Origin of the sequence: Neoluteolibacter marinus (assembly GCF_014904755.1) — a bacterium.
GTDB lineage: Bacteria > Verrucomicrobiota > Verrucomicrobiia > Verrucomicrobiales > Akkermansiaceae > Haloferula > Haloferula marina.
Window position 1 is genome coordinate 132,995 of record NZ_JACZFQ010000023.1, and the last position, 19,005, is coordinate 151,999.

17 protein-coding genes are annotated in these 19,005 nt (G+C 65.3%); 4 read left to right on the forward strand and 13 right to left on the reverse strand.

Annotated features, from left to right (window positions below):
- From IG178_RS06850 to IG178_RS06905, 12 genes are all read right to left on the reverse strand, one after another.
- Positions 1 to 717 (reverse strand): urea amidolyase associated protein UAAP1, encoded by a 717-nt coding sequence (locus IG178_RS06850; protein ID WP_193211779.1) that lies wholly within the window; start codon positions 715 to 717, stop codon positions 1 to 3.
- The gene (locus IG178_RS06855) at positions 714 to 1,178 is read right to left on the reverse strand and encodes a CopG family ribbon-helix-helix protein (RefSeq protein WP_193211780.1); all 465 of its coding nucleotides are present in this window, start codon (positions 1,176 to 1,178) and stop codon (positions 714 to 716) included. Before IG178_RS06855 ends, IG178_RS06850 begins: the two co-directional genes overlap by 4 nt.
- A gap of 42 nt (positions 1,179 to 1,220) precedes the next feature.
- Positions 1,221 to 2,051 carry a sugar phosphate isomerase/epimerase family protein gene (locus IG178_RS06860; protein WP_193211781.1) on the reverse strand — a complete coding sequence of 277 codons (831 nt, stop codon included), beginning with the start codon at positions 2,049 to 2,051 and terminating at the stop codon, positions 1,221 to 1,223.
- Positions 2,048 to 2,743 (reverse strand): formylglycine-generating enzyme family protein, encoded by a 696-nt coding sequence (locus IG178_RS06865; RefSeq protein ID WP_193211782.1) that lies wholly within the window; start codon positions 2,741 to 2,743, stop codon positions 2,048 to 2,050. The genes IG178_RS06860 and IG178_RS06865 overlap by 4 nt, the downstream gene beginning before the upstream one ends.
- A complete protein-coding gene (locus IG178_RS06870) occupies positions 2,724 to 3,113 on the reverse strand; it encodes a GFA family protein (protein WP_193211783.1) in 390 nt (129 codons plus the stop codon). Before IG178_RS06870 ends, IG178_RS06865 begins: the two co-directional genes overlap by 20 nt.
- Entirely contained in the window at positions 3,110 to 4,381 is a 1,272-nt protein-coding gene (locus IG178_RS06875) for an aromatic ring-hydroxylating oxygenase subunit alpha (RefSeq protein WP_193211784.1), read from the reverse strand. The genes IG178_RS06870 and IG178_RS06875 overlap by 4 nt, the downstream gene beginning before the upstream one ends.
- Before the next feature lie 4 nt (positions 4,382 to 4,385).
- On the reverse strand, positions 4,386 to 5,174 hold the full coding sequence (locus IG178_RS06880) for a creatininase family protein (protein ID WP_193211785.1): 789 nt from the start codon (positions 5,172 to 5,174) through the stop codon (positions 4,386 to 4,388).
- 66 nt (positions 5,175 to 5,240) lie between these two features.
- A complete protein-coding gene (gene glnT, locus IG178_RS06885) occupies positions 5,241 to 6,599 on the reverse strand; it encodes a type III glutamate--ammonia ligase (RefSeq protein ID WP_193211786.1) in 1,359 nt (452 codons plus the stop codon).
- Between the two features lie 63 nt (positions 6,600 to 6,662).
- Positions 6,663 to 7,559 carry an ABC transporter ATP-binding protein gene (locus tag IG178_RS06890; RefSeq protein WP_193211787.1) on the reverse strand — a complete coding sequence of 299 codons (897 nt, stop codon included), beginning with the start codon at positions 7,557 to 7,559 and terminating at the stop codon, positions 6,663 to 6,665.
- Positions 7,556 to 8,959 carry an ABC transporter permease gene (locus tag IG178_RS06895; RefSeq protein ID WP_193211788.1) on the reverse strand — a complete coding sequence of 468 codons (1,404 nt, stop codon included), beginning with the start codon at positions 8,957 to 8,959 and terminating at the stop codon, positions 7,556 to 7,558. The genes IG178_RS06890 and IG178_RS06895 overlap by 4 nt, the downstream gene beginning before the upstream one ends.
- Before the next feature lie 78 nt (positions 8,960 to 9,037).
- A complete protein-coding gene (locus IG178_RS06900; RefSeq protein WP_193211789.1) occupies positions 9,038 to 10,024 on the reverse strand; it encodes an ABC transporter substrate-binding protein in 987 nt (328 codons plus the stop codon).
- Positions 10,025 to 10,189: 165 nt separating this feature from the next.
- Positions 10,190 to 10,975 (reverse strand): hypothetical protein, encoded by a 786-nt coding sequence (locus IG178_RS06905; protein ID WP_193211790.1) that lies wholly within the window; start codon positions 10,973 to 10,975, stop codon positions 10,190 to 10,192.
- A 692-nt stretch (positions 10,976 to 11,667) separates the two neighbouring features.
- Here IG178_RS06905 and IG178_RS06910 point away from each other — a divergent pair.
- From IG178_RS06910 to IG178_RS06925, 4 genes are all read left to right on the forward strand, one after another.
- Entirely contained in the window at positions 11,668 to 13,059 is a 1,392-nt protein-coding gene (locus IG178_RS06910) for an ammonium transporter (RefSeq protein WP_193211818.1), read from the forward strand.
- A gap of 109 nt (positions 13,060 to 13,168) precedes the next feature.
- Positions 13,169 to 13,594, forward strand: a complete 426-nt coding sequence (locus tag IG178_RS06915; RefSeq protein ID WP_226895027.1) for a hypothetical protein — start codon at positions 13,169 to 13,171, stop codon at positions 13,592 to 13,594.
- Between the two features lie 4 nt (positions 13,595 to 13,598).
- Positions 13,599 to 14,336, forward strand: a complete 738-nt coding sequence (locus IG178_RS06920; protein WP_193211792.1) for a type III pantothenate kinase — start codon at positions 13,599 to 13,601, stop codon at positions 14,334 to 14,336.
- Positions 14,337 to 14,385: 49 nt separating this feature from the next.
- Positions 14,386 to 15,339: an ROK family protein gene (locus tag IG178_RS06925; protein ID WP_193211793.1), complete on the forward strand. Its 954-nt coding sequence runs from the start codon at positions 14,386 to 14,388 to the stop codon at positions 15,337 to 15,339.
- Positions 15,340 to 15,346: 7 nt separating this feature from the next.
- On the opposite strand, the gene IG178_RS06930 is transcribed toward IG178_RS06925, so the two are convergent.
- Positions 15,347 to 18,976, reverse strand: a complete 3,630-nt coding sequence (locus tag IG178_RS06930) for a hydantoinase B/oxoprolinase family protein (RefSeq protein ID WP_193211794.1) — start codon at positions 18,974 to 18,976, stop codon at positions 15,347 to 15,349.
- Positions 18,977 to 19,005 lie beyond the last annotated feature (29 nt).

A 19,005-nucleotide genomic window follows, 5' to 3' on the forward strand; every position in this document is an offset into this window, starting at 1 on the left:
TTAGAAGCGCAGCGCGTGATAGGTTTCGTTGTTCTCCCAGGCCCGGAAGTTTTCCGGCCGGACCTTGAAGCAAGGATCGTCCTCCGCCGGAAGATCGCCATCGACAACCTCGAGCTTCACCGGCTTGGGCTGGTAACCGGGGTTCGGGTCGAAGGGATGCTGGCAGGTGTTGAGCACCACCAGCGTGTCGATCTCAAAGCGCAACTCGAGCTGCTCGCCGGCCTTCGAGTTGCCGGGGACGAAACTCAGCTTGCCGGCTTCATCCGCGACCACCTTGCTGAACCAGTTGAGGTTCGGCACCAGGTCCTTCTTGCCCAGCCCCCACTTCGCCAGCTCGATCAGGAAGCAGTCGCGGGCATTGCGGAACCACTCGTTGCGCGCCTGCTGGTAGTCGCAGGCACCGTACTTCCGGAACACCCCGGCCGCATCGCTGTGGCCGCAGACGGTGTCGTGCCAGCCGCAGTCGTCATGGGTCACCGAAGCCAGCAGGCGTCCCATGTCGGAGTGCAGGCAGTAGGGAGCGCGGAGGTAGAAGATGTGCTGACCCTTCAGCGTGTCGGGCATGTTGTAGCGCTCCTGCCGCTCGAGGGCGTTGTAGAGCATCATGCCGACATTCGCGCCGCCTTCCAGGTCGGTCAGGCGCAGCCGTTTGCCGCGGGAAATGACGCCGGACCACATGCCGGCACCGCTCAGGGTTCGTTCGAGGATCGTCTTCATGCGCGGGTTGCGTTCGCCTTGGCGTGCAAGGGCGGGATGAGATGGGGCGTGAGGGTCAGGTGGGCGGTCTTGACGCCCTTGCAGGTGACCAGCTTGTTGGCGATCTCGCGCAGCGTCTTCGCCGGCCCCTGCATCAGGATCACCTCGAGCACGTGGTCGTCCTCCAGCAGCACGTGCTGCGAGGAGATCACCTCGGCGATGTGCTCGCGGAAGATCCGCGACAGGTCGCGCAGCAGCGCGCTCTTCGACTCGTCGTAGACCAGCGACAAGGTCGCCGCCATGACCTCCTTGCCGATCTTGCCGAGATGCTCGGCGGCGTGCTGGTGGATCATCTCCGCGACCGCCTGGGAACGGCTGTCGAAACCGCGTTCGGCGACCAGCCTCTCGAAGGCCTGGAAGGTCTGCTCCGGCATCGAGACGGTGATCCGCCGCAGGCCGTCGCTGGGTGCGTCAGTGGACATGCCCCGGAGAAAGCACCCGAGGTGCCGAATGTGAAGTTTTTTTCATTTCTTCATACCGGATTCCTCCAGCAATTGCGCCACGCGCCCGCCGATCCATCGATTGATCTCGCGCAGATCCGCTGCCGGTCTCCCGCTCGACGGTTCACTTTGCAGATAGCCGTCCGGGCCGAATTCCGGCGTGACGGTGAAGAACTCAGCCCCTTTGTCCTGATGCCGTTCTGCAATCCGCTTCCAGCACTCCAAATGCGCCGCCAGCTCCGCGCCATATCGTTCGACCCGTGGATCCGGGACCTGAGGACCCTGATCGTAGCCAACCCGCGTGTGCAGATGCCCGACCTTCGCCTGGATGCTTTCCATCCATTCGACCTCTCCCGGCATCAGCCGTTCGCAGACCACACACCAGTGAGAGACATCGAGCGTCAATTTCATGTTCGGCAATTCCTCCAGGAATCGCCGCGTCCTCGCGAGATGAAAGGTCGGCCGAGCGCGATGGGTCTCGATACACACTTTCGCACCGCGCTGTTCCGCGATCCCAAGAAGGTCTTCGAAGAAGCGGCAGGCAGTCGGAAAGTCCCAGAAATCGCTCCCGGCCATCGTCGTGATCCTTAGCGGCTCCGCATCAAGGGCCAGATCGAGCTTTCGCCGGAAGTCCTCCAGATGCTCGTCAGGCGTCACCTTCAGCCCCGGCACATAGCTTCCAGAGTCGCAGCCGGTGACGATCTCCGCGATCAATTCCATGCCTTCCCCGGCGATCTCCCGGATGACCTCCGCCGGTCCCTCGACCGCCTCGAAGCCCCATTCGCAGGCCAGGCCCAGGGCCTCGACGGGCGAAGCCTGGTTTCCCCAACAGGACACGGCGCGGATCAGCTTCATGGCAGGTCGCAGGCGAGGCGGAATCCCAGGTTGTCCTGCCGCCGATCTGCCGGCAGCGGATGTCGGGCCGACAGCCGCAGCAGCCGCGGCAAGGCGTCCCAACCTGCGGATCGCACCACCCGCAGGCCGGCATCGGCGGCAAGGTGCGGCCGCCCGTCGGCTGGCAGCGCGGAAAGATCCGGCGACCAGGTGTCGGCCACCCATTCGGCAACGTTGCCGAGCATGTCCTCGAGGCCGAAGCCGTTCGGCGGGTAGCACCCGCGCGGCGTCCGCCCGCCCAGCCCGATCCGCTGCTTGCCGTCGTCGTGGAGGAAGTTGGCCTCCGTCGGACCGATCGAATCTCCCATGGGGAATCCCCCGCTCCGCCCCGCCCTCGCCGCGAACTCCCACTCCGCTTCGGACGGCAGGCGCAGGGGCAAGCCCGACTTGTCGGCAGCCTCTTTCAGCCAGCCATCGATATCGTTCCAGGAGAAATCCACCACCGGATAGCTCCCTTCCTTTTCGAAGCGCCACTGGGCCACGGTGACCGGAAAGACACCCATGGCGAAGCGGTGCCCGATCGAGATCTCACGGACCGGCCGCTCCGACGCCGTGGCAAAGCGGTCATCTTCCGCAGCACCCATCCGGAAGCTCGCCGGCCCCAGTTCCACGAAGTCGCCGAGCCACAGCAGCTCACTCGGAATAGTGCTCATGGCGCGGCAGGGAGTCGGCGGTTTCAAACCACGGCAAACGGTCGACCACCCAGTTGTGGTCGCGCGGCGGAAGCAAGGACGGGTCGTCGAGGCTGCAGGTGGTCACCTCATACTCATCCGGAATCGCCGGATCATAGAAACTCAACGGCGTGCCACACTCGGGGCAGAATCCCCGCTCCCTTTCGGCAAAACTGAGCAGCTTCGGCGCCCCCTTCGTCCATTCCAGCGAGCCTGTCGGAAAGAACGTCCACGCCACCACCGGCGCCCCGCTTGCCCGCCGGCAGTCCTCGCAATGGCAGTACGAGGTGCATCGTGGCTGCGCGTCGATCGCATATCGGGTCGCCCCGCACAGGCAGCCTCCGGTGATCATGACGTCACCTCCTTCTGCGATGGTGCCGGCGGCCGGTCCGCGGTCGGCCACGACCCACGGCTGCGCGCCGCGAGGAAGCGATGGAACAGCCACACCGGCATCTCCAGATGACTGAGGCGGCCCGGTTGCCAGCCAGCGGAGGCCAGCCCCCGTTGCACCGCCGTGCACACCTCCATGTCTTCCAGGTGGAAGGCCAACAGCCGCTGCGTTTCCCGCTCCATGATCGCGGCGAAGTCTTCCCGCTTGGTGGTTTCCACCGGCACCAGCAAGGTCGTCAGCAGCTTCATTCGCCCCGGACCGAGCGGCTCGACCCGATACCACGCGCAGCAGTCGTGACCCGTGAAGAACAGGAAGCAGGGATGCACCAGATAAAGGTGCCAGTGGCTCAAGCCGTCCTCCTCCAATCCCCGGATCACCGGGAACCCGGTCTCCGCATCCCCCTTCGCCAGCGAGTCCTCGATCGCCGCGCGGTGCTCCGCCGTGTAGGGCAAGTGGCCATGAACGTAGCGTCGGTGTTCCTCCTCCGTCCACGTGTTCTTCGCCGGCATCAGCAGTTGCAGCGTCTTCCGGTGCGCGCCGAGGTGGTGGTAGGACTCCATGAAATTCTCCACCAGCACCTTCCAGTCGAATTCGCACTCCCACTCGCGCTGCAGGACCACCTCGAGTTCCGCCGGTTTCCACGGCGCGATCGCCGCCGCCATGCCTTCGAGGTCACCAGCAAAGGGCGGTGCCTCGCCATCGAGGTTCACGAACACGAAACCGTTCCAGGTTTCGCTGCGGAACTCGCGCAAGCCCCACTCGTCGCGCTGGAAGCCCTCGGCCAGCTGCATTTCCGGACAGGCCCGCAGGCGGCCGTCGAGATCGAAGGTCCACGAGTGGTAGGGACAGAGCAGGAAGCGGGCGTGGCCACAGGATTCCGGCAAGCCCTCGCGGCGCTCGGCCGTGGTCAGGCGGCCCTCCGAATAGCCGGGCGGCAGGATGTCCATCGCCCGGTGCGGGCAGACCCGCGACATCACCCGGATCTCTTGGTCCTTGCCACGGATCACCACCAGCGGCTCGCCTAACAGGCCCAGCGTGATGAAGTCGCCCGCCAGCGGGATCTGCGAGACATGCGCCACCGCCATCCAACCGCCCGCGAGCAGCGCCTCGCGCTCCCACCGGTGGAAAGCCTCGCTGCGATAGGCCTCGCGCGGCAGGGTCGTCGCCTGCGAGAGGGGCACGTCGCAGGCCTGCCGGATCGATTCGAAGATCTTCTCGAGTTCGCTCATGGGATCAGAAAACCGGAGGCAGCGGGATGCCGGACCATTCCTCCTCCGGCAAAGGCGGCTCTTCCACAATGGCTTTGCGGACCTCGGCTTCGAGCGCCACGACCATCTCCCCGAACAAGCGCGCGCCCTCCTCCTTGGTCGCCGCCGACGGCATGCCGGTCACGCCGTTGAGGCTGGTCCGAGCAACCGGGTGGGAGAACACCGTTCCGGTCGTCCGGTCCGGGTCGTCCGCGTCGGCCAGACGGTCCTCGTGCACCTGTTCCGGATGCAAGTGCAGCATCAGCGAAGTCTCTGCCCGGTTGGCGTGAAGATCCGCGGCATCGTCGGTGTAGGTCTTCCAGATCCCCGGCGTCAGCTGGAAGACATGGCGCAGGCCGATGTGAAAGCGTCCCTCGAAGGCCAGCCGCAGCTGGTCCACCGCGACCCGCGCCGGGGCGTCGTTGCCGAAGTGCGAGTTCACCAGCAGCAGCCGCTGCCATCCGGTCGCCGCCGCCCATTCCGCCACGTCGCGCAGCACCGCCAGAAAGGTCGAGTGCCGCAGCGAGAAGGTGCCCGGCCACTTGGCGGTGTGGCCTTGCGAGACGGTGTAGCGCAGCGCCGACAGCACCGGCACGCCGGTTTTGCCCGACACCGCGTGGCACACCGCCTCCGCCAGCAGCGTGTCCATCGCCACCGGCAGATGCGGCCCGTGCTGCTCGGTCGCGCCCAGCGGCAAAAGCAACAAGCCACCGTTCGTCCCGCGCAGCTCCGCAATCTCGGGCCAGGCAAGTTGTTCGAGCAGGATCGGTTTCATCGTCTTTCAAAAAGGGAGCGCCGACTTCAGCCGGCTGGGTCGGACCGGCAGCCAAGCCGCCCTTGATCAGAACAGCCGCGCATAGGTGTCGATTTCCCACTGGCTCACCCGCTGGTGGTACTGGCGCCACTCCTCCGACTTGTAGGTGATGAACTCGTCCCGCAGTTCCTTGCCCAGGACCTTTTCCACGAAGGGATCTTCCGCGAAGGCCGCCACCGCCTCGTCCAGCGTCCGCGGCAACTCTCGGATCCCCCGCGCGGCGAACTCCTCGGGCGACAGCTCGTAAAGGTTCTCTTCCTGCGCCGGCCCCGGATCGAGCCCTTCACGGATCCCCTCCAGCCCCGCCGCCAGCACCAGCGCGGCAGCCAGGTAGGGATTGCAGGCGGCGTCCGCATTGCGGCTCTCGCAGCGACCGCCCGCCATCGGCACGCGCACCGAGTTGGTGCGGTTGTTGCGGCCGTAGGAATTGAAGACCGGCGCCCAAGAGTAGTAGGACATCAGCCCGCGGCGGACCAGACGCTTGTAACTGTTGACCGTCGGCGCGAAGGCCGCGCACAAGGCCGGGCCGTGCTTGAGGATGCCAGCGATGAACTGGTAGCCGAGCTCGCTGATCCCGAGACCCCGCGGATCCTCGTCGTGTGGCCGCTTGAAAAGATTCCCTCCGCTCTCGAGGTCGTAGAGCGACATGTTGAAGTGCGCGCCGCTGCCGGTGCGGTTGGCGAAGGGCTTGGGCATGAAGGTCGCCAGCAGCCCCTCCTCGGCCGCGTAGTGCTTGGCCATCAGGCGGAAGAAGATGAAGCGGTCGCACATCGTCAGCGCGTCGGCATACTTGAAGTCGAACTCGAACTGCGAATTCGCGTCCTCGTGGTCGAGCGAGTAGAGGTCCCAGCCGAGGCCGTTGATCGCGCTGGCCATCTTGTCGAGCCAGGGGTAGCGGTCCATGAAGCGCTTCACGTCGTAGCACGCCTTCACCAGGTCGTCGTCGGGATTGGGAATCTCCAGTTGCCCCGATTCGGTGAGCTTGAGGACGAAGAGCTCGCACTCGATCCCGAGGTTCATCCCGAAGCCCATCTCCGCCGCCGCGGCGAGCTGCTTTTTCAGGGCCACCCGGGTGCTCACCTCGTAGGGCTGCCCCTTGAAGGTATTGTCGGCCGGAAACCAGGCGACCTCCTTGTTCCAGGGCAGCACGCAGCCGCGCTCGAGGTCGGGCACCGAGTTGATCTCGTCGTCGTTCGGCTTCTGGCCGAGGCCGTCGAGCGCATAACCGGTGTAGAGCTCCGATCCCGCCGCGAAGTCCTCGAAGTGGTCGATCGGCACGAACTTGCCCTTCGGAACGCCATGGATGTCGACGTAGGCGCCGATGCAGTACTTCACCCCCTGTTGCTTGAGCGAGTCGCGAAGCGCCCCGATGCTTTCTTGATTCATACGTTTTAGTTGAAAAGTGTGAAACAACGGGTCCGCGATGGCCCCCTGTTGGAAATCGGTCCTTCAGATCACGTCGGGATCGGCGACGGCCATGCGCAGCACCGGCGCCTCCTTCTGCTCCTGGCCGGGCGGGTGCATCATGTGGTCGATGTGCTTGCGCGTGGCCATGAAGGTCGGATCGAAGAGCTGCTGCTCGGAGCGCGGCCGCGGCACCGGCACCTCGACGATCTCCGCGACCCGGCCGGGATTGGCATCGAGCACCAGGATGCGGTCGGACAGGAACACCGCCTCGTCGAGGTCGTGGGTGATGAAGACAATCGTGATGTCGACGTTCTTCCAGATATCCAGCAGGTATGACTGCATCTTGCAGCGGGTCTGGGCGTCGAGCGCGCCGAAGGGCTCGTCCATGAACAGCACCCGCGGCTGGTTGGCCAGGGCGCGGGCGATTGCCACCCGCTGCTTCATCCCGCCCGAGAGCTGGTGGGGATAGGAATTCTCGAACTTCGCCAGCCCGACCAGATCGATCCACTCGCGCGCCTCGCGCTCGGCGGTGAAGGACGACTTGCCGGCCATCTTCGGCCCGAACATCACGTTCTCCTTCACCGACAGCCAGGGGAACAGCGTGTAGCCCTGGAACACCATGCCGCGGTCGGGACCCGGCCCGGAGACCGGCTCGCCGTAGACCTTGAGCTCGCCGGCGGTCGCCGTCTCAAGCCCGGCTAGGATGCGCACCAGCGTCGATTTCCCGCAGCCCGAGGGACCGATCACGCACATCAGCTCGCGCTTGTGGACAGAGAAAGAGACGTCGCTCAGCGCGGTGACCACCCCGCGCGGCGTCTCGAACTTCTTGGTCAGCCCGCTGACCTCGAGCGCCACCGGGCGCTGTTGCAGGCGGGCGAAGCGAGCGGCGACCTCGGGAGCCTGCTCGCGGTAGCTGGGAAGTTCGACGTGAGTGCTCATGATGCTTCGTTGCGGCGGACTTCAGGGGTGGACATTTCCGAGGCCGCGATCCGTTCCCTCGCCCCGGCCGCCACCATGCGGAAGGGCCAGCTGACGAAGCTCGCCACGGCGCGCGAGAAGTTCCCCGACTTGCCGGCCCAGGGAAACAGCAGGCCGTGCAGCCAGGACAGGATCTGGTCGGTCACGAAGCCGGTGACCCCGATCAGGATGATCACCGGGAAGACGCGTTCGAAATTGCGGAAGCGACCCTGCGTTTCGATGAACTCGGTGAGGCCGCTCTTGACCCCGATCAGCTCGGCGATGACCAGCCAGGTCCAGGCCCAGCCGAGCAGGATGCGCAGGTCGTTGTAGAGGTTCGGCAGGATGCCGGGGATCACCACCTTGGTGATCATCTGGCGCGGCTTGGCACCCAGGGTCTGGGCCGCCTCGAGCAGCGCCGGGTCGAGCAGCCGCGTCGTCTTCGACACCACCAGGATCATCTGGAAGACGGTGCCGATGAAGACCAGCGCGACCTTCGGCGCGTCGCCCGCCAGCAGCACCGCGACCAGCAGGGTGCTGAAGGTCGGTGCCGGCATGTAGCGGAAGAAATCGACGAAGGGCTCGAGCAGCTTGGAGAAGAAATCGAAGACCCCGCACAGGATCCCCAGCGGAATCCCAACCACGCAAGCCCACAGGAAGCCGGCGATGATGATGTGCAGCGACTGGCGGTAGCGCTGGCCCATCGTCAGCTCACCGGTCGGCACCTCGGCAGTGAAGTCGCGCTTGGCCGCGCGGAACACCTCATGCGGCGCCGGCAGGTAGACCGGGTTCGCCGGCATGCCCTGCGGCACGATCTTGAGCAGCGGCTCGTCCGGCAGCTGCTTGTAGGAAAAGTCGGGCGAAAGGGCGGACATCACCGCCCAGTTGCGGCGGACGATGTCCAGGTTCTCCGGAGTGAGCTTTGGATCGGCCGAAGTCCTGGCACCCGTCGCCAGGTCGCGCCAGACGTGGTAGAGGACGGCATCGTTCTGCCCGTCGGTGTAGTCCAGCCAGCCTTGCTCGACGGCCAGCGGCGCAAGCTGGCGCAGCAGCTTCTGGTTCTTCCGCTTGGCACCGGAGCCGGGTGTCCCGGCTTCACGGGCGGCAAGCACCGCCGCATTCTCCTGGCGCACCGCCTCGACGAACTCCGGGAAGAACTCTCGGCTCACGTGGTCGCCCGCCGTGAACACCGTGGTCACCCCTTCCCGCTCGGCTGACAGCTCGATCTTGACGTCGGGATGCCAGATCCAGGGGACGTAGGAAACCACGCACCAGAGTGCCAGTGGCAGCAGGAAGGAAACCACCGTCAACAGCACCCGCCGGCCATGCGGCAGGTCACGACGGATCAGGAACCAACCCCTGAGAATTGCAGGTCGAGCCATAAGGTCGGATGCGGGCGGGAGCGCACGCCCCGTGCCACCTCGGCACGGGACGCTCCTAACAATGAAATCAAAACCCGCTCACTCGCCCTTCGGGGCCAGCGCTTTGGTCAGCGAGGGGTCCAGGTACTTCGCCGGATCCTGGCTCTTGTCGTAAACCTCGAACTTCAGGTTGAAGTCATCGACGATCTTCGACGAGCCGTAGACATTGCCCAAGCCTTCGCCCGGCTCCCAGCGCTTCAGCGCCTCGTCGAGGGTCAGGATGTAGGTGCCCTTGAGGAATGGCTCGTATTCCTCCGGAGTCACCTTCACCCGGCCGGAGAGGATCTTCAGCGCGTCGTCGAGGTTCTCCTCGTCACGGATGTAATCGGCGATCTTGTACCAAACCTTCACCACCTTGGCCCAGTCCTCCTTGTTCTTCTCAAGGCTCTCGGCCGAGACGTAAAGCAGGTCGTAGATGATGCCCGGGGCATCCGCGGAGGTGAACACCGGCTTGGATCCCGGCAGCGCCTTGAGCGCTTGGCCCGAGCTCGGCTGCCAGGCGCCGATCGCGTCCACGGCCTTCGAGGCCAGCACCTGCGGCGTCTCGTTGGTCGGCGTGTTGACGATCGTCACGTCGCCGGCCTTCATGCCCGCCTTTTCGATGCCGGTCAGCAGCAGCAGGTGCGAAACGAAGCCTTCCTCGAGGCCCACCTTCTTGCCCTTCAGGTCCTTCATCGACTCGATCCCCGGGGCGGCGACGATCATGTCGTTGCCATTGGAGAAGTCGTTGATGATGATGCCCACCGAAGGCTTGCCGGTCGCCCCTGTCACCAGCGCGTCGCCGTTGGTCATGCACACCGCGTCGACCTTGCCGGCGACGTAGGCGTCCATCGACGGCACGTAGTCGAACCACTCGAACTTCACGTCGACCCCGGCTTCCTTGAACCATCCCTTCTGGATCCCGATCTCCCAGGCGATCCAACCCGGCCAGTCGGAATAGGCGATCTTGAGGGGTTCGGCATGGGCAAGTCCGGCCGCGGCCAACAAGCCTGCGATCGAGGCGCGAAGAATGGGAAACGATTTCATGAAGGTTGGGATCTCGTGTTTCTTACCATCAGCCGATGTGAAGTTTTGGCCGATAATTCACACTGGAATTAGCAGGGGCCATACCATTCTCCCGCGTCACGAGCACAAAAAAGGGCGGCCACGTTGCCGTGGCCGCCCGAAGCAATTGTTAGGATCGCCTTGCGATCAGAAGCTGACAGCCAGCTTCACGCCCGCGATGAGGTAGTCCTGGCCCGAGGTCACGTCGGTCAGGTTGGTGAGCAGGTCGCTGTCACCATCGGTGTACTTCACGTACGGGGTGAGGGTCACGCCGTCGCGGAACTCCCAGGGGAGAGCAGCGGAGACGTAGTAGCCCTGATAGCCGTCGGCAGTGGCGCCCGGATTGAAGAAGGGAGCGCTGGTGTCAACCTGAAGGCCGTGGCCGTCGGCGATACCGCAGCCAACCGCGAGGTCGAGGCTGAGGCATTCGCTGAATTCGAAGGACTTGGTGATCTCCGGCTGCAGGTACCAACCGTTGTTGGCATCGAAGTCGTAGAAGAAGGTCGCACCGGCACCGATACCCCAGAAGAGCTCGGTGGAGGCGGCGAGGTAAACTTCCTGGGTGTCGATACCAGCGACATCAAGGAAGTGGTAGAAGATGTAACCAGCTTCCAGGGAAACCGGGCCGCACTCGTAACCGACGCTCGCGTAGAGATCCAGTTCGTTGGCGTTCAGGTTCTGGCCAATGATCGAGCTCTTGCTGTCATTGGTGGAAGCGTACCAAGCACCAGCGGCGAAGCTGAAGCCCGAGTATTCGCCGAGCGAAAGATCGACACCGGCTTCAACCATGTCCTGGCCGAGGTCCACAAAGCGGAACTCGTACATGTTGGCGTAGCCGACGTGGATCTCGCCTTCGATTTCAGCCATGGCATTGCCGGCCACGAGGGCGGAGGCAGCGGCCAGGGCGCCGACAGTTTTGGTGTATTTGCGCATCTTGGTATTCGGTTGTTCGATTACTGCTTGGCTCGACAGGGTCAGCCTGGGCTTATCCCGCGGAGGTCAGCATCAACGGCGGATCACAGGCATGCTTTTCAGCCGCTGGATACTACCTTTCGCGATTTGTTTAAGAAAAGCTAAAGGTATTGTCCAGTGAAAAGAACGCGCGCAAGCGCCGCTTCGGCGGGGTAACTAGGTGCAGCAGATGCCAGTGGCAAGCCAGAAAAGTGACCTCACGGGCGGTTAGGCACCCCCGTTGGAACGACGGTCGCCCGCCCCGGATTGTCGGGGTCTGAGCCTTTCGAGCCCGCCCATTCTTCCCTGCCGCCGGCATCACGGTCGAACAGACGTCCCTCCCCGCAGGTCAACCCAGCCATCTGTCGAGCCGGGGCATCCGGATACAGACATCCTCCCGCCAATCGCCCTTCGCGGCAGCCGGTTGCGCTCTGAAAACCAGGTCTCCGCGTGCGTTCGCCGCACCGCTTCAGGGCCGCCCCGATCGTCGGGAATCGCCCGTCATGTCAGGGACTTCCACGATGCTTTTTGCCGCTGGCACGCCATCTGCTTTTTGCCGATCCGCAGTTAGGAAGACAAAAAACCTGGCTGCACAATCCATCCGAAACCGAGTCGAAATGAGCCTGAAAACACGAATGGCAAGCAGTGCATCCGCACTAGCTGCCCTTGCAATGATGGTCCTGCCTTTGGCACCGCATGCCTCTGCACAGGAAGAAGCCACCCCGCCGCCTGCGGCAGTTGAAGAAACGACTCCGGCCGCGCCGGCCGAGGCCGCCCCTGCCGAAGAAGCGGAAGCCCCCCCGGCCGAAGGAACCTACGAAGCCTTCATGGCGGGCCCGGACGCCGCGATGTTCACGGTGAACAACCTGTGGATCCTGCTCTCGGCCGCCCTCGTGTTCATCATGCACCTCGGCTTTTGCTCGGTGGAATCCGGGATGTGCCAGAAGAAGAACACGGTCAACATCCTCTTCAAGAACGTCTTCATCGTCTGCATCGGTGCCCTCGGTTACATGGCCTGGGGATTCAACGCGATGTATCCGGGAACGATGGGTGAAGACTGGAACGGCTTCTTCGCCATGGGCAGCAAGCTCATGAACGGTTTCCCTGACGAAGCGACCCGCACCGCCAATGTCACTGCCGAATACGCCAGCTACACCATCTGGGCCGACTTCATTTTCCAGGCCATGTTCGCCGCCACCGCCGCCACCATCGTTTCCGGTGCGGTTGCGGAGCGCGTCAAGCTTGGCAGCTTCATGATCTACGCCACCATCCTGGTGACCTTCCTCTACCCGATCACCGGCTCCTGGAAGTGGGGTACCGGCTGGCTCGACGCCAAGGGCTTCTATGACTTCGCGGGATCGACCCTGGTCCATGCCTTCGGTGGTTTCGCCGCGCTTTCCGCCATCCTCATCCTCGGCCCTCGTCGCGGGAAGTACACCAAGGAAGGCGTCAAGCCGGTCCTTCCGCACAACCTGCCCCTCGCCAACATCGGCGTGTTCATGCTCTTCCTCGGCTGGTTCGGGTTCAACGGCGGCTCGGTCCTGAGCGCTGACCCGGAAGGCGTCTCCCGCGTCTTTGTCACCACCGCCATGGCCGGCTTCGCCGGTGGCCTCGGTGCCATCTTCACCTCGTGGATCGTGCTGAAGAAGCCCGACCTCTCGATGGGCCTCAACGGCATCCTCGCTGGTCTCGTCGGCATCACCGCCGGCGCCGACGTGATCTCGCCCTGGATGGCGGTTCTGGTCGGTGCGATCGCCGGTCTGATCGTGGTCTTCTCGGTCCTGTTCTTCGACAAGATCAAGATCGACGATCCGGTCGGCGCCGTCTCCGTTCACGGCATCTGCGGTGTCTGGGGAACCCTGGCTGTCGGACTGTTCAGCACGAACGCCGACCACAGCCTCGGCACCCAGCTGCTCGGCACGGTCGTGATCAGCGCCTTTGCCTTCGTGACCTCCGGCCTGCTCTTCTTCGTCCTCAAGCTGGTCATCGGCGTCCGCGTCGATGCCCAGGAAGAGGAAGAAGGCCTCGATGTCGCCGAACACGGCGCCCCGGCCTACACCGACTGATCGTTACCCGATCCATTCGTTTCATCCAACAGGCGGCCCGGACAGGGCCGCCTGTTTTGCATTTGCCGCCCGTCCCCGCCCGACTATGCCTGCACCCGTGAATCGACGCATGCTCCTGTTGCTGGTCTGCCTCGTCATTTCGCTGGCTTTCGCCGGCTGGGAGTGGCTGCGCCCGTATGAAAGCGGCAGCGACCCCGCGGCACGATTCCGGATCGCCCACGCCTCGGTCACCCGCGATCACCGGAACCTGTGGCTCGACCTCTATCTCAAGCACACCGGAGGAGAACCCCACGACCTCGGCAAACCGGTCGACCTCCAGCTCGCGGACGGACGCTCGATCGAGCCCGCCGGCACCACTCTCGAAGGCGAAACCGGCACCACTGCCATCGGCTTCCGCTTCTGGCTCGACGAGGCCGATTTCTCGGGCCCGATGTCGCTGCGGATCAACGACGGCACCCTGTCGGTCCGGAGCGGCTCCGGGGTTCCCGACGGCGGGGATGGTTCGCCCCGATTCTTCACCACCCGGAACTGGTAGCAACATGGCCTGGCTCCTCGTCGACAATTCCAACACCCGCACCAAGTTCGCCCTCGCCGATCATCGCGAGCTCTCCGCCAGCCGTGCCTGGCTGCCCACCGCGGAAATCTCGGCGGAGAGCCTCGACCACTGCCTGGCGGAGTGGAACTTCGAAGCGGCCCTGCTTTGCTCCGTCGTTCCGGAAAAGGCGAATCTCCTGCTCGAATACCTCTGCCGCCGGGTCCCCGTTCACGCGCTGACCCATCGCAGCGACACCGGATTAACGATCGACTACCCCCAGCCGTCGCAGATCGGCGCCGACCGGCTCGCCAATGCGATCGGTGTCAGCGCCCGACACGGTGCCCCCGCGATCGTGATCGACTTCGGCACCGCGGTGACCTTCGACGTCGTCGCCGCCGGTCCGGCCTACTGCGGAGGCGTCATCGCGCCGGGGCTCGGGGCGATGCAAGACTACCTGGGACGCCGGACCGCCCTGCTGCCGAAGATCGAATTGAAGGAGCCGACATCGGCGATTGGCAAATCAACCACCGAGGCCATGCAGGCCGGAGCCGTCTTCGGCTACCGGGGTCTCGTCCGCGAAATCATCCAGCGCCTGAAAGGAGAAATGGCGGGCAAGCCGGTGGTGATCGCCACCGGCGGCGACGCCGCCTTGATCTCCAAAGGCTTGCCTGAGATCGACCGGGTCGACCCTGACCTGACTCTCGAGGGCCTGAGGATCACTGCTGTCAGGAATCTCCGCTAAAAGTACGTGCCAAGACAGCTCCCAGTGGATACACCGTAATCACCTTTCCATGTTTGAAACCCCTCTTGCCATTGGTGTCGATTTCGGCGGGACCTCCGTCAAATTCGGCGTTCTCTATCGCAGCAATATCATCGACCAAGCCCCGCCGATATCCACGCAGGATTTCGACGGACCCGACTCGCTGATCGAAGCCATTCTCCGGGTCATCGCGGACCTCCGCGCCCGCCACCCGAAGGTGGAAGCCATCGGCGTCGGGGTTCCCGGCTTCGTGAATTTCGAGAAGGGCATCGTCCACAACCTGACCAACGTGGCCGGTTGGACCAACATCCCGCTGAAGAAGCTCTTGGCCGACGCCACCGACCTGCCCGTGGTGGTCGAGAACGACGCCAACTGCATGACCTACGCGGAATGGAAGCGCGGTGCCGGCCGCGGACTCAACCACCTCGTCGCCCTGACCCTCGGCACCGGCATCGGTGGCGGCGTCGTGGCCAATGGCAAGATGGTCCGCGGCGCCAACTACGGCGCCGGCGAAGTCGGCCAGATGTCCATCGACTGGAAAGGCCGCCGCGGCGCCTACGGGAATATCGGAGCACTTGAAGACTATGTCGGCAACCAGGAGATCGCCGCCGACGCTCACCAGACCTACCTCGACGCCGGCATCGACCGCCACCTGGCGGAGTGCTCTCCGGCAGCCCTCGCCCGCGAGGCGCTCCTCGACGACAAGATCGCACTCGCCATCTGGGATGACATCGGTGCCAAGCTCGCGACCGCGATCATGAGCTGCTGCTGGCTGCTCAACCCGCAGGCGGTGATCATCGGTGGCGGCGTCGCCAAGGCAGGTGACATCCTCTTCAATCCGCTAACCGCCCACCTCTATTCGCAACTTTCCCCCACCTTCAAGGAGCGGCTGATGATCCTGCCCGCCCGCTTCGGCAACGAGGCCGGCATGGTCGGGGCCGCCGCCCTGGCCTTGGAGGAGTCCGGAGTGGTGCTGCAGCCTTGACCGGCGCTCAGCAGCCCCAGCCCCCACCACCGGGTGTTTCGATCCGCACCCGTTCGCCGGGACCGGCGGCGTAGGTAACCGCACCCGGCAGAAGCCCGGCCTCTCCGCCCGGACGCAGCCTGAGCTGCCGGCCGGGCTGGCCGTCTCCCCCGCCCTCCAGCCCGCGGGGGGCGGTGGCCCGCCGTTCGGTCAGGAACGAGACGACGAGGGGTTCGAGAAACTCAATCTCACGGACGACGCCGTCGCCCCCCGGGTTCCGCCCCCGGCCGCCGGAACCCCGGCGGATCTCGTACTTCCACAAGCGGACCGGGAACCGGTGCTCCAGCACCTCCGGGTCGGTGATCGCTGTGTTGGTCATGTGGACGTGGCGTCCGGAACTGCCGGCGTGTTCCGGCCCCGCGCCCGACCCGCCGGCGAGGGTTTCATAATATCCGAAGCCCTCGTTCCCGAAAAGGAAGTTGTTCATCGTCCCGGGGCCGTTGGCGGCCAGTCCCAGGGCCTCGAGCAGAAGGTCGGTCAGCCGCTGGCTGGTTTCGACATTGCCGCCGACCACCGCCGGGGCATGCATCGGGTCCGCCCCGAAATCCGGCGCAAGTAGACCGGGTGGAATGACTACCTCGACATCCCGCAACAGCCCCTCATTGAGGGGAACATCCCGGCCGATCCACAGCCGCAAGGCGTAGAGGACCGCGCTGCGCACGATCGCCGGCGTGGCGTTCAGGTTTCGCGGATGGACAGCGCCACTGCCGGTGAAATCGATCACCAGTGTCCCGTTCTCCAGACGCACGCAAAGCGCCAGCGGCGTCCCGTCGTCGAGTTCGGACGCCACCTTCCGGCCCAGGGCGGGACCTTCGAGCAACTGCCCCATCAGCATCGCGGAACGATCGAGAATCCCCCGCAATTCGTCCTTCACCACCGCGCCACCGCTTTCTTCCGCGAGCTTCTCCAACCCGCGGACCCCGTGATGGATCGATGCCAGCTGCGCCTCCAGGTCCGCGAGGTTGTCGCCGATCCGCCGCGACGGCCAGTCGGCCGCGCGGAGCAGCGATTCGATCTCACCGAAGCGCGGCTCACCCGCTGCGGCGAGCAGTCGGGGCGCAATGACCACGCCCTCCTCGCCCAGAACCCCGGCATCGGCCGGCATCGACCCTGGAGCCTTGCCGCCGATCTCCGCATGATGGGCCCGGTTGGCCACGAACGCGATCCGCTCCCCCGCCGCATCGAAGACCGGCGCGACGAGGGTGACATCCGGGAGGTGCGACCCGCCGAATCCCGGGTGGTTGGTCACGATCACGTCCCCGGGCCCCGGATCGACCACTTTCAGCACTTCCCTGACACAGACGCCGAGTGCCCCGAGGTGTACCGGAACGTGGGGCGCACTCGCCACCAAATGGCCCTGCGCATCCAAAAGGGCACATGAAAAATCCAGGCGCTCCTTCACATTGGTCGACAGCGCGGTGCGGCGCAGCATTTCGCCCATCGCCGCGACCACGCCTTCAAAGCGGCTGCGGAACAAGCCGGACCGGATCGCCGCCGCATGCCCGCGGGTGCTGCCGGGAGCGTTCGCCATCCGCTCTAACAGAAGTGTTCCCCGGTCCCCGGTCCGGAGGCTCCAGTCCTCCGGTACCACACAGGTCGAGAAGCGATCCTGGATGACCACCGGTCCGGTTCGACTGTCGTCGCCAAACGACTCACCGGCCAGCGCCGGCAGCGGTTCCTCCGCCACCACCCGCAGGGAGACCAACTCCAGTTCCTTCCCGGCCGGCGGCGGATAACCGTAAAGCATCCGGTATTCCGCGCCGAAAGCTTCGAGCACCCAGCCGGCCGCGACATCCGGATCCTCCGGTTCGACGGTCAGGAAAGAGTCCTGCCCGGCCAGGCGCAGGTCCGCAAACCACCGGCAACTCGCACCCGCCATGCCCACCGTCGCTTCGGACGCCAGCTGGCGCCACCGCCCTGCGAGCGTCGCTCCAGTTGCGGCTAAGGGTTCCAAGACCTGCTGCACGCGCTGCTCCTGCCGGCACGATCGCTCGAGCCCCCAGGCGCTGAGCAAGCCGGCATCGGCCGGCACGAGCACCGACCTCAACCCGAGCAGTTCCGCCACTGCGCAGGCGTGCTGGGGTCCGGCGCCGCCGAAGGCGAGCAGCGCGAAATCCCGGGGATTCGCACCCTCCCGGACACTGATGCCTCGGATCGCCTCCGCCATCGTCTCGACCGCGATTTCACGCAGCCCCGCCAGCAGGTCTTCCCGGGAAACCGACGGCTCCCCTTCCGCGTGCAGTTGCGCCAGGAGCTCCTGCAATCGTGCCTCGGCCGCGCCGGGATCCAGGGGGATGCCCGCCTTGTCGGGGTCCATCAGGCCCAGCAACAAATTGACGTCGGTCAACGTGAGCGGCCCGCCACGGCCGTAGCACGCCGGCCCGGGATCCGCGCCTGCACTTTCCGGCCCGACCTCCAGGCGTCCGTTGCGCCAGCGGCAGATCGATCCGCCGCCCGCGGCCACGGTCTCGATCCTCAGCGCCGGGGCAAACACCCGGGCGGGACCGATCTGTTGCTCCTGCCGCCAGTTGAACGGCCCGTCGATGCGGGCGACATCGGTGCTGGTGCCGCCCATGTCGAAGGTCAGCACCTTGGGGAATCCGGCCGACCTCGCGGTCTCCGCGGCACCCACCAGGCCACCAGCCGGACCGGAGAGCAGCGAATCCTTCGGATGAAACCGATCCGCCGGAACCAGCCCGCCCGCGCTGGTCATCATCCACAGGCTGGCGCCTCCCAGCGGTTGCGAAACCCGCCGGACGAAGTGCTCCATCACCGGGGTGAGGAAGGCATCCGCCACCGCCGTTTCGGCGCGCGGCAACAAACGGATCAAGGGGGCGACCCGCGACGAAAGCGTGACGTGATCGAAGCCCGCCTCGCGCAGGATCCGCTCGGCCTGCTGCTCATGGGCCGGCTCTTTCCACGAATGGAGGAAAGCCACGGCCGCGGCCGTGCAACCGGCTTCAAGCGCTTGCCGTGCAGCCTCGCGCAGCGCCTCCTCGTCCAGCGGCTCCACCTCGCTTCCCTGCGCATCATGCCGCCCGGAAATGGCTCTCGTGAACGTCGGCAATACCTCCGGCTCCGGTTGGGCGAGCGAGAAAAGCAGGTCCCTGCGCTGGTCGCGGATCTCCAACAGGTCGGCGAATCCCGCGGTGGTGAAGAAGGCGAGCGAAGCCCCCTTTCGCTCTAACAAGGCATTCGTCCCGCGGGTGGTCGCGACCCGGAAGTCCAGCTTCGGGAGCTCCCGCCCGGCCGGTGTGCCGGTCAGGATCCGGGCGACCGCCACCGGTGCCTCGTCGCCGCAACCGAGCTCGAGGACCACGCCTTCGCCAAGCGACCCCGTTTCCCCTTCCAGCAAAAAGGCGCCGCCGCGGCTGTCGACGACGGTCACCCCTGCTCCCGTCCAGCCGGCAAAGGCTCCGTCCGGGGCCGAGATTTCGGAATCACTCCGCCACCACCTGCCGTCGCGGCCGCTGAGACGGCAGCGAATCGTGCCGTCGGAAAGGATCTTGGCCCGGCGCTCGGTCCCATCGGGACCGATGGCCCAGGCATCCGTGAAGGTGCCGCCGGTATCGACGCGGATGCGCCAGGAATCTTGCATGGCGCGAGTGGAACGCCCGCGCCCCGCTT

Excerpts from the sequence above, each read along its gene's own strand:
- IG178_RS06905 (WP_193211790.1), bottom strand. The coding sequence starts at position 10,975 with ATGCGCAAATACACCAAAACTGTCGGCGCCCTGGCCGCTGCCTCCGCC.
- glnT (WP_193211786.1), bottom strand. The coding sequence starts at position 6,599 with ATGAATCAAGAAAGCATCGGGGCGCTTCGCGACTCGCTCAAGCAACAG.
- IG178_RS06880 (WP_193211785.1), bottom strand. The coding sequence starts at position 5,174 with ATGAAACCGATCCTGCTCGAACAACTTGCCTGGCCCGAGATTGCGGAG.
- IG178_RS06870 (WP_193211783.1), bottom strand. The coding sequence starts at position 3,113 with ATGATCACCGGAGGCTGCCTGTGCGGGGCGACCCGATATGCGATCGAC.
- IG178_RS06855 (WP_193211780.1), bottom strand. The coding sequence starts at position 1,178 with ATGTCCACTGACGCACCCAGCGACGGCCTGCGGCGGATCACCGTCTCG.
- IG178_RS06850 (WP_193211779.1), bottom strand. The coding sequence starts at position 717 with ATGAAGACGATCCTCGAACGAACCCTGAGCGGTGCCGGCATGTGGTCC.
- IG178_RS06865 (WP_193211782.1), bottom strand. The coding sequence starts at position 2,743 with ATGAGCACTATTCCGAGTGAGCTGCTGTGGCTCGGCGACTTCGTGGAA.
- IG178_RS06860 (WP_193211781.1), bottom strand. The coding sequence starts at position 2,051 with ATGAAGCTGATCCGCGCCGTGTCCTGTTGGGGAAACCAGGCTTCGCCC.
- IG178_RS06925 (WP_193211793.1), top strand. The coding sequence starts at position 14,386 with ATGTTTGAAACCCCTCTTGCCATTGGTGTCGATTTCGGCGGGACCTCC.
- IG178_RS06895 (WP_193211788.1), bottom strand. The coding sequence starts at position 8,959 with ATGGCTCGACCTGCAATTCTCAGGGGTTGGTTCCTGATCCGTCGTGAC.
- IG178_RS06890 (WP_193211787.1), bottom strand. The coding sequence starts at position 7,559 with ATGAGCACTCACGTCGAACTTCCCAGCTACCGCGAGCAGGCTCCCGAG.
- IG178_RS06915 (WP_226895027.1), top strand. The coding sequence starts at position 13,169 with ATGCTCCTGTTGCTGGTCTGCCTCGTCATTTCGCTGGCTTTCGCCGGC.
- IG178_RS06910 (WP_193211818.1), top strand. The coding sequence starts at position 11,668 with ATGGTCCTGCCTTTGGCACCGCATGCCTCTGCACAGGAAGAAGCCACC.
- IG178_RS06920 (WP_193211792.1), top strand. The coding sequence starts at position 13,599 with ATGGCCTGGCTCCTCGTCGACAATTCCAACACCCGCACCAAGTTCGCC.
- IG178_RS06900 (WP_193211789.1), bottom strand. The coding sequence starts at position 10,024 with ATGAAATCGTTTCCCATTCTTCGCGCCTCGATCGCAGGCTTGTTGGCC.
- IG178_RS06930 (WP_193211794.1), bottom strand. The coding sequence starts at position 18,976 with ATGCAAGATTCCTGGCGCATCCGCGTCGATACCGGCGGCACCTTCACG.
- IG178_RS06875 (WP_193211784.1), bottom strand. The coding sequence starts at position 4,381 with ATGAGCGAACTCGAGAAGATCTTCGAATCGATCCGGCAGGCCTGCGAC.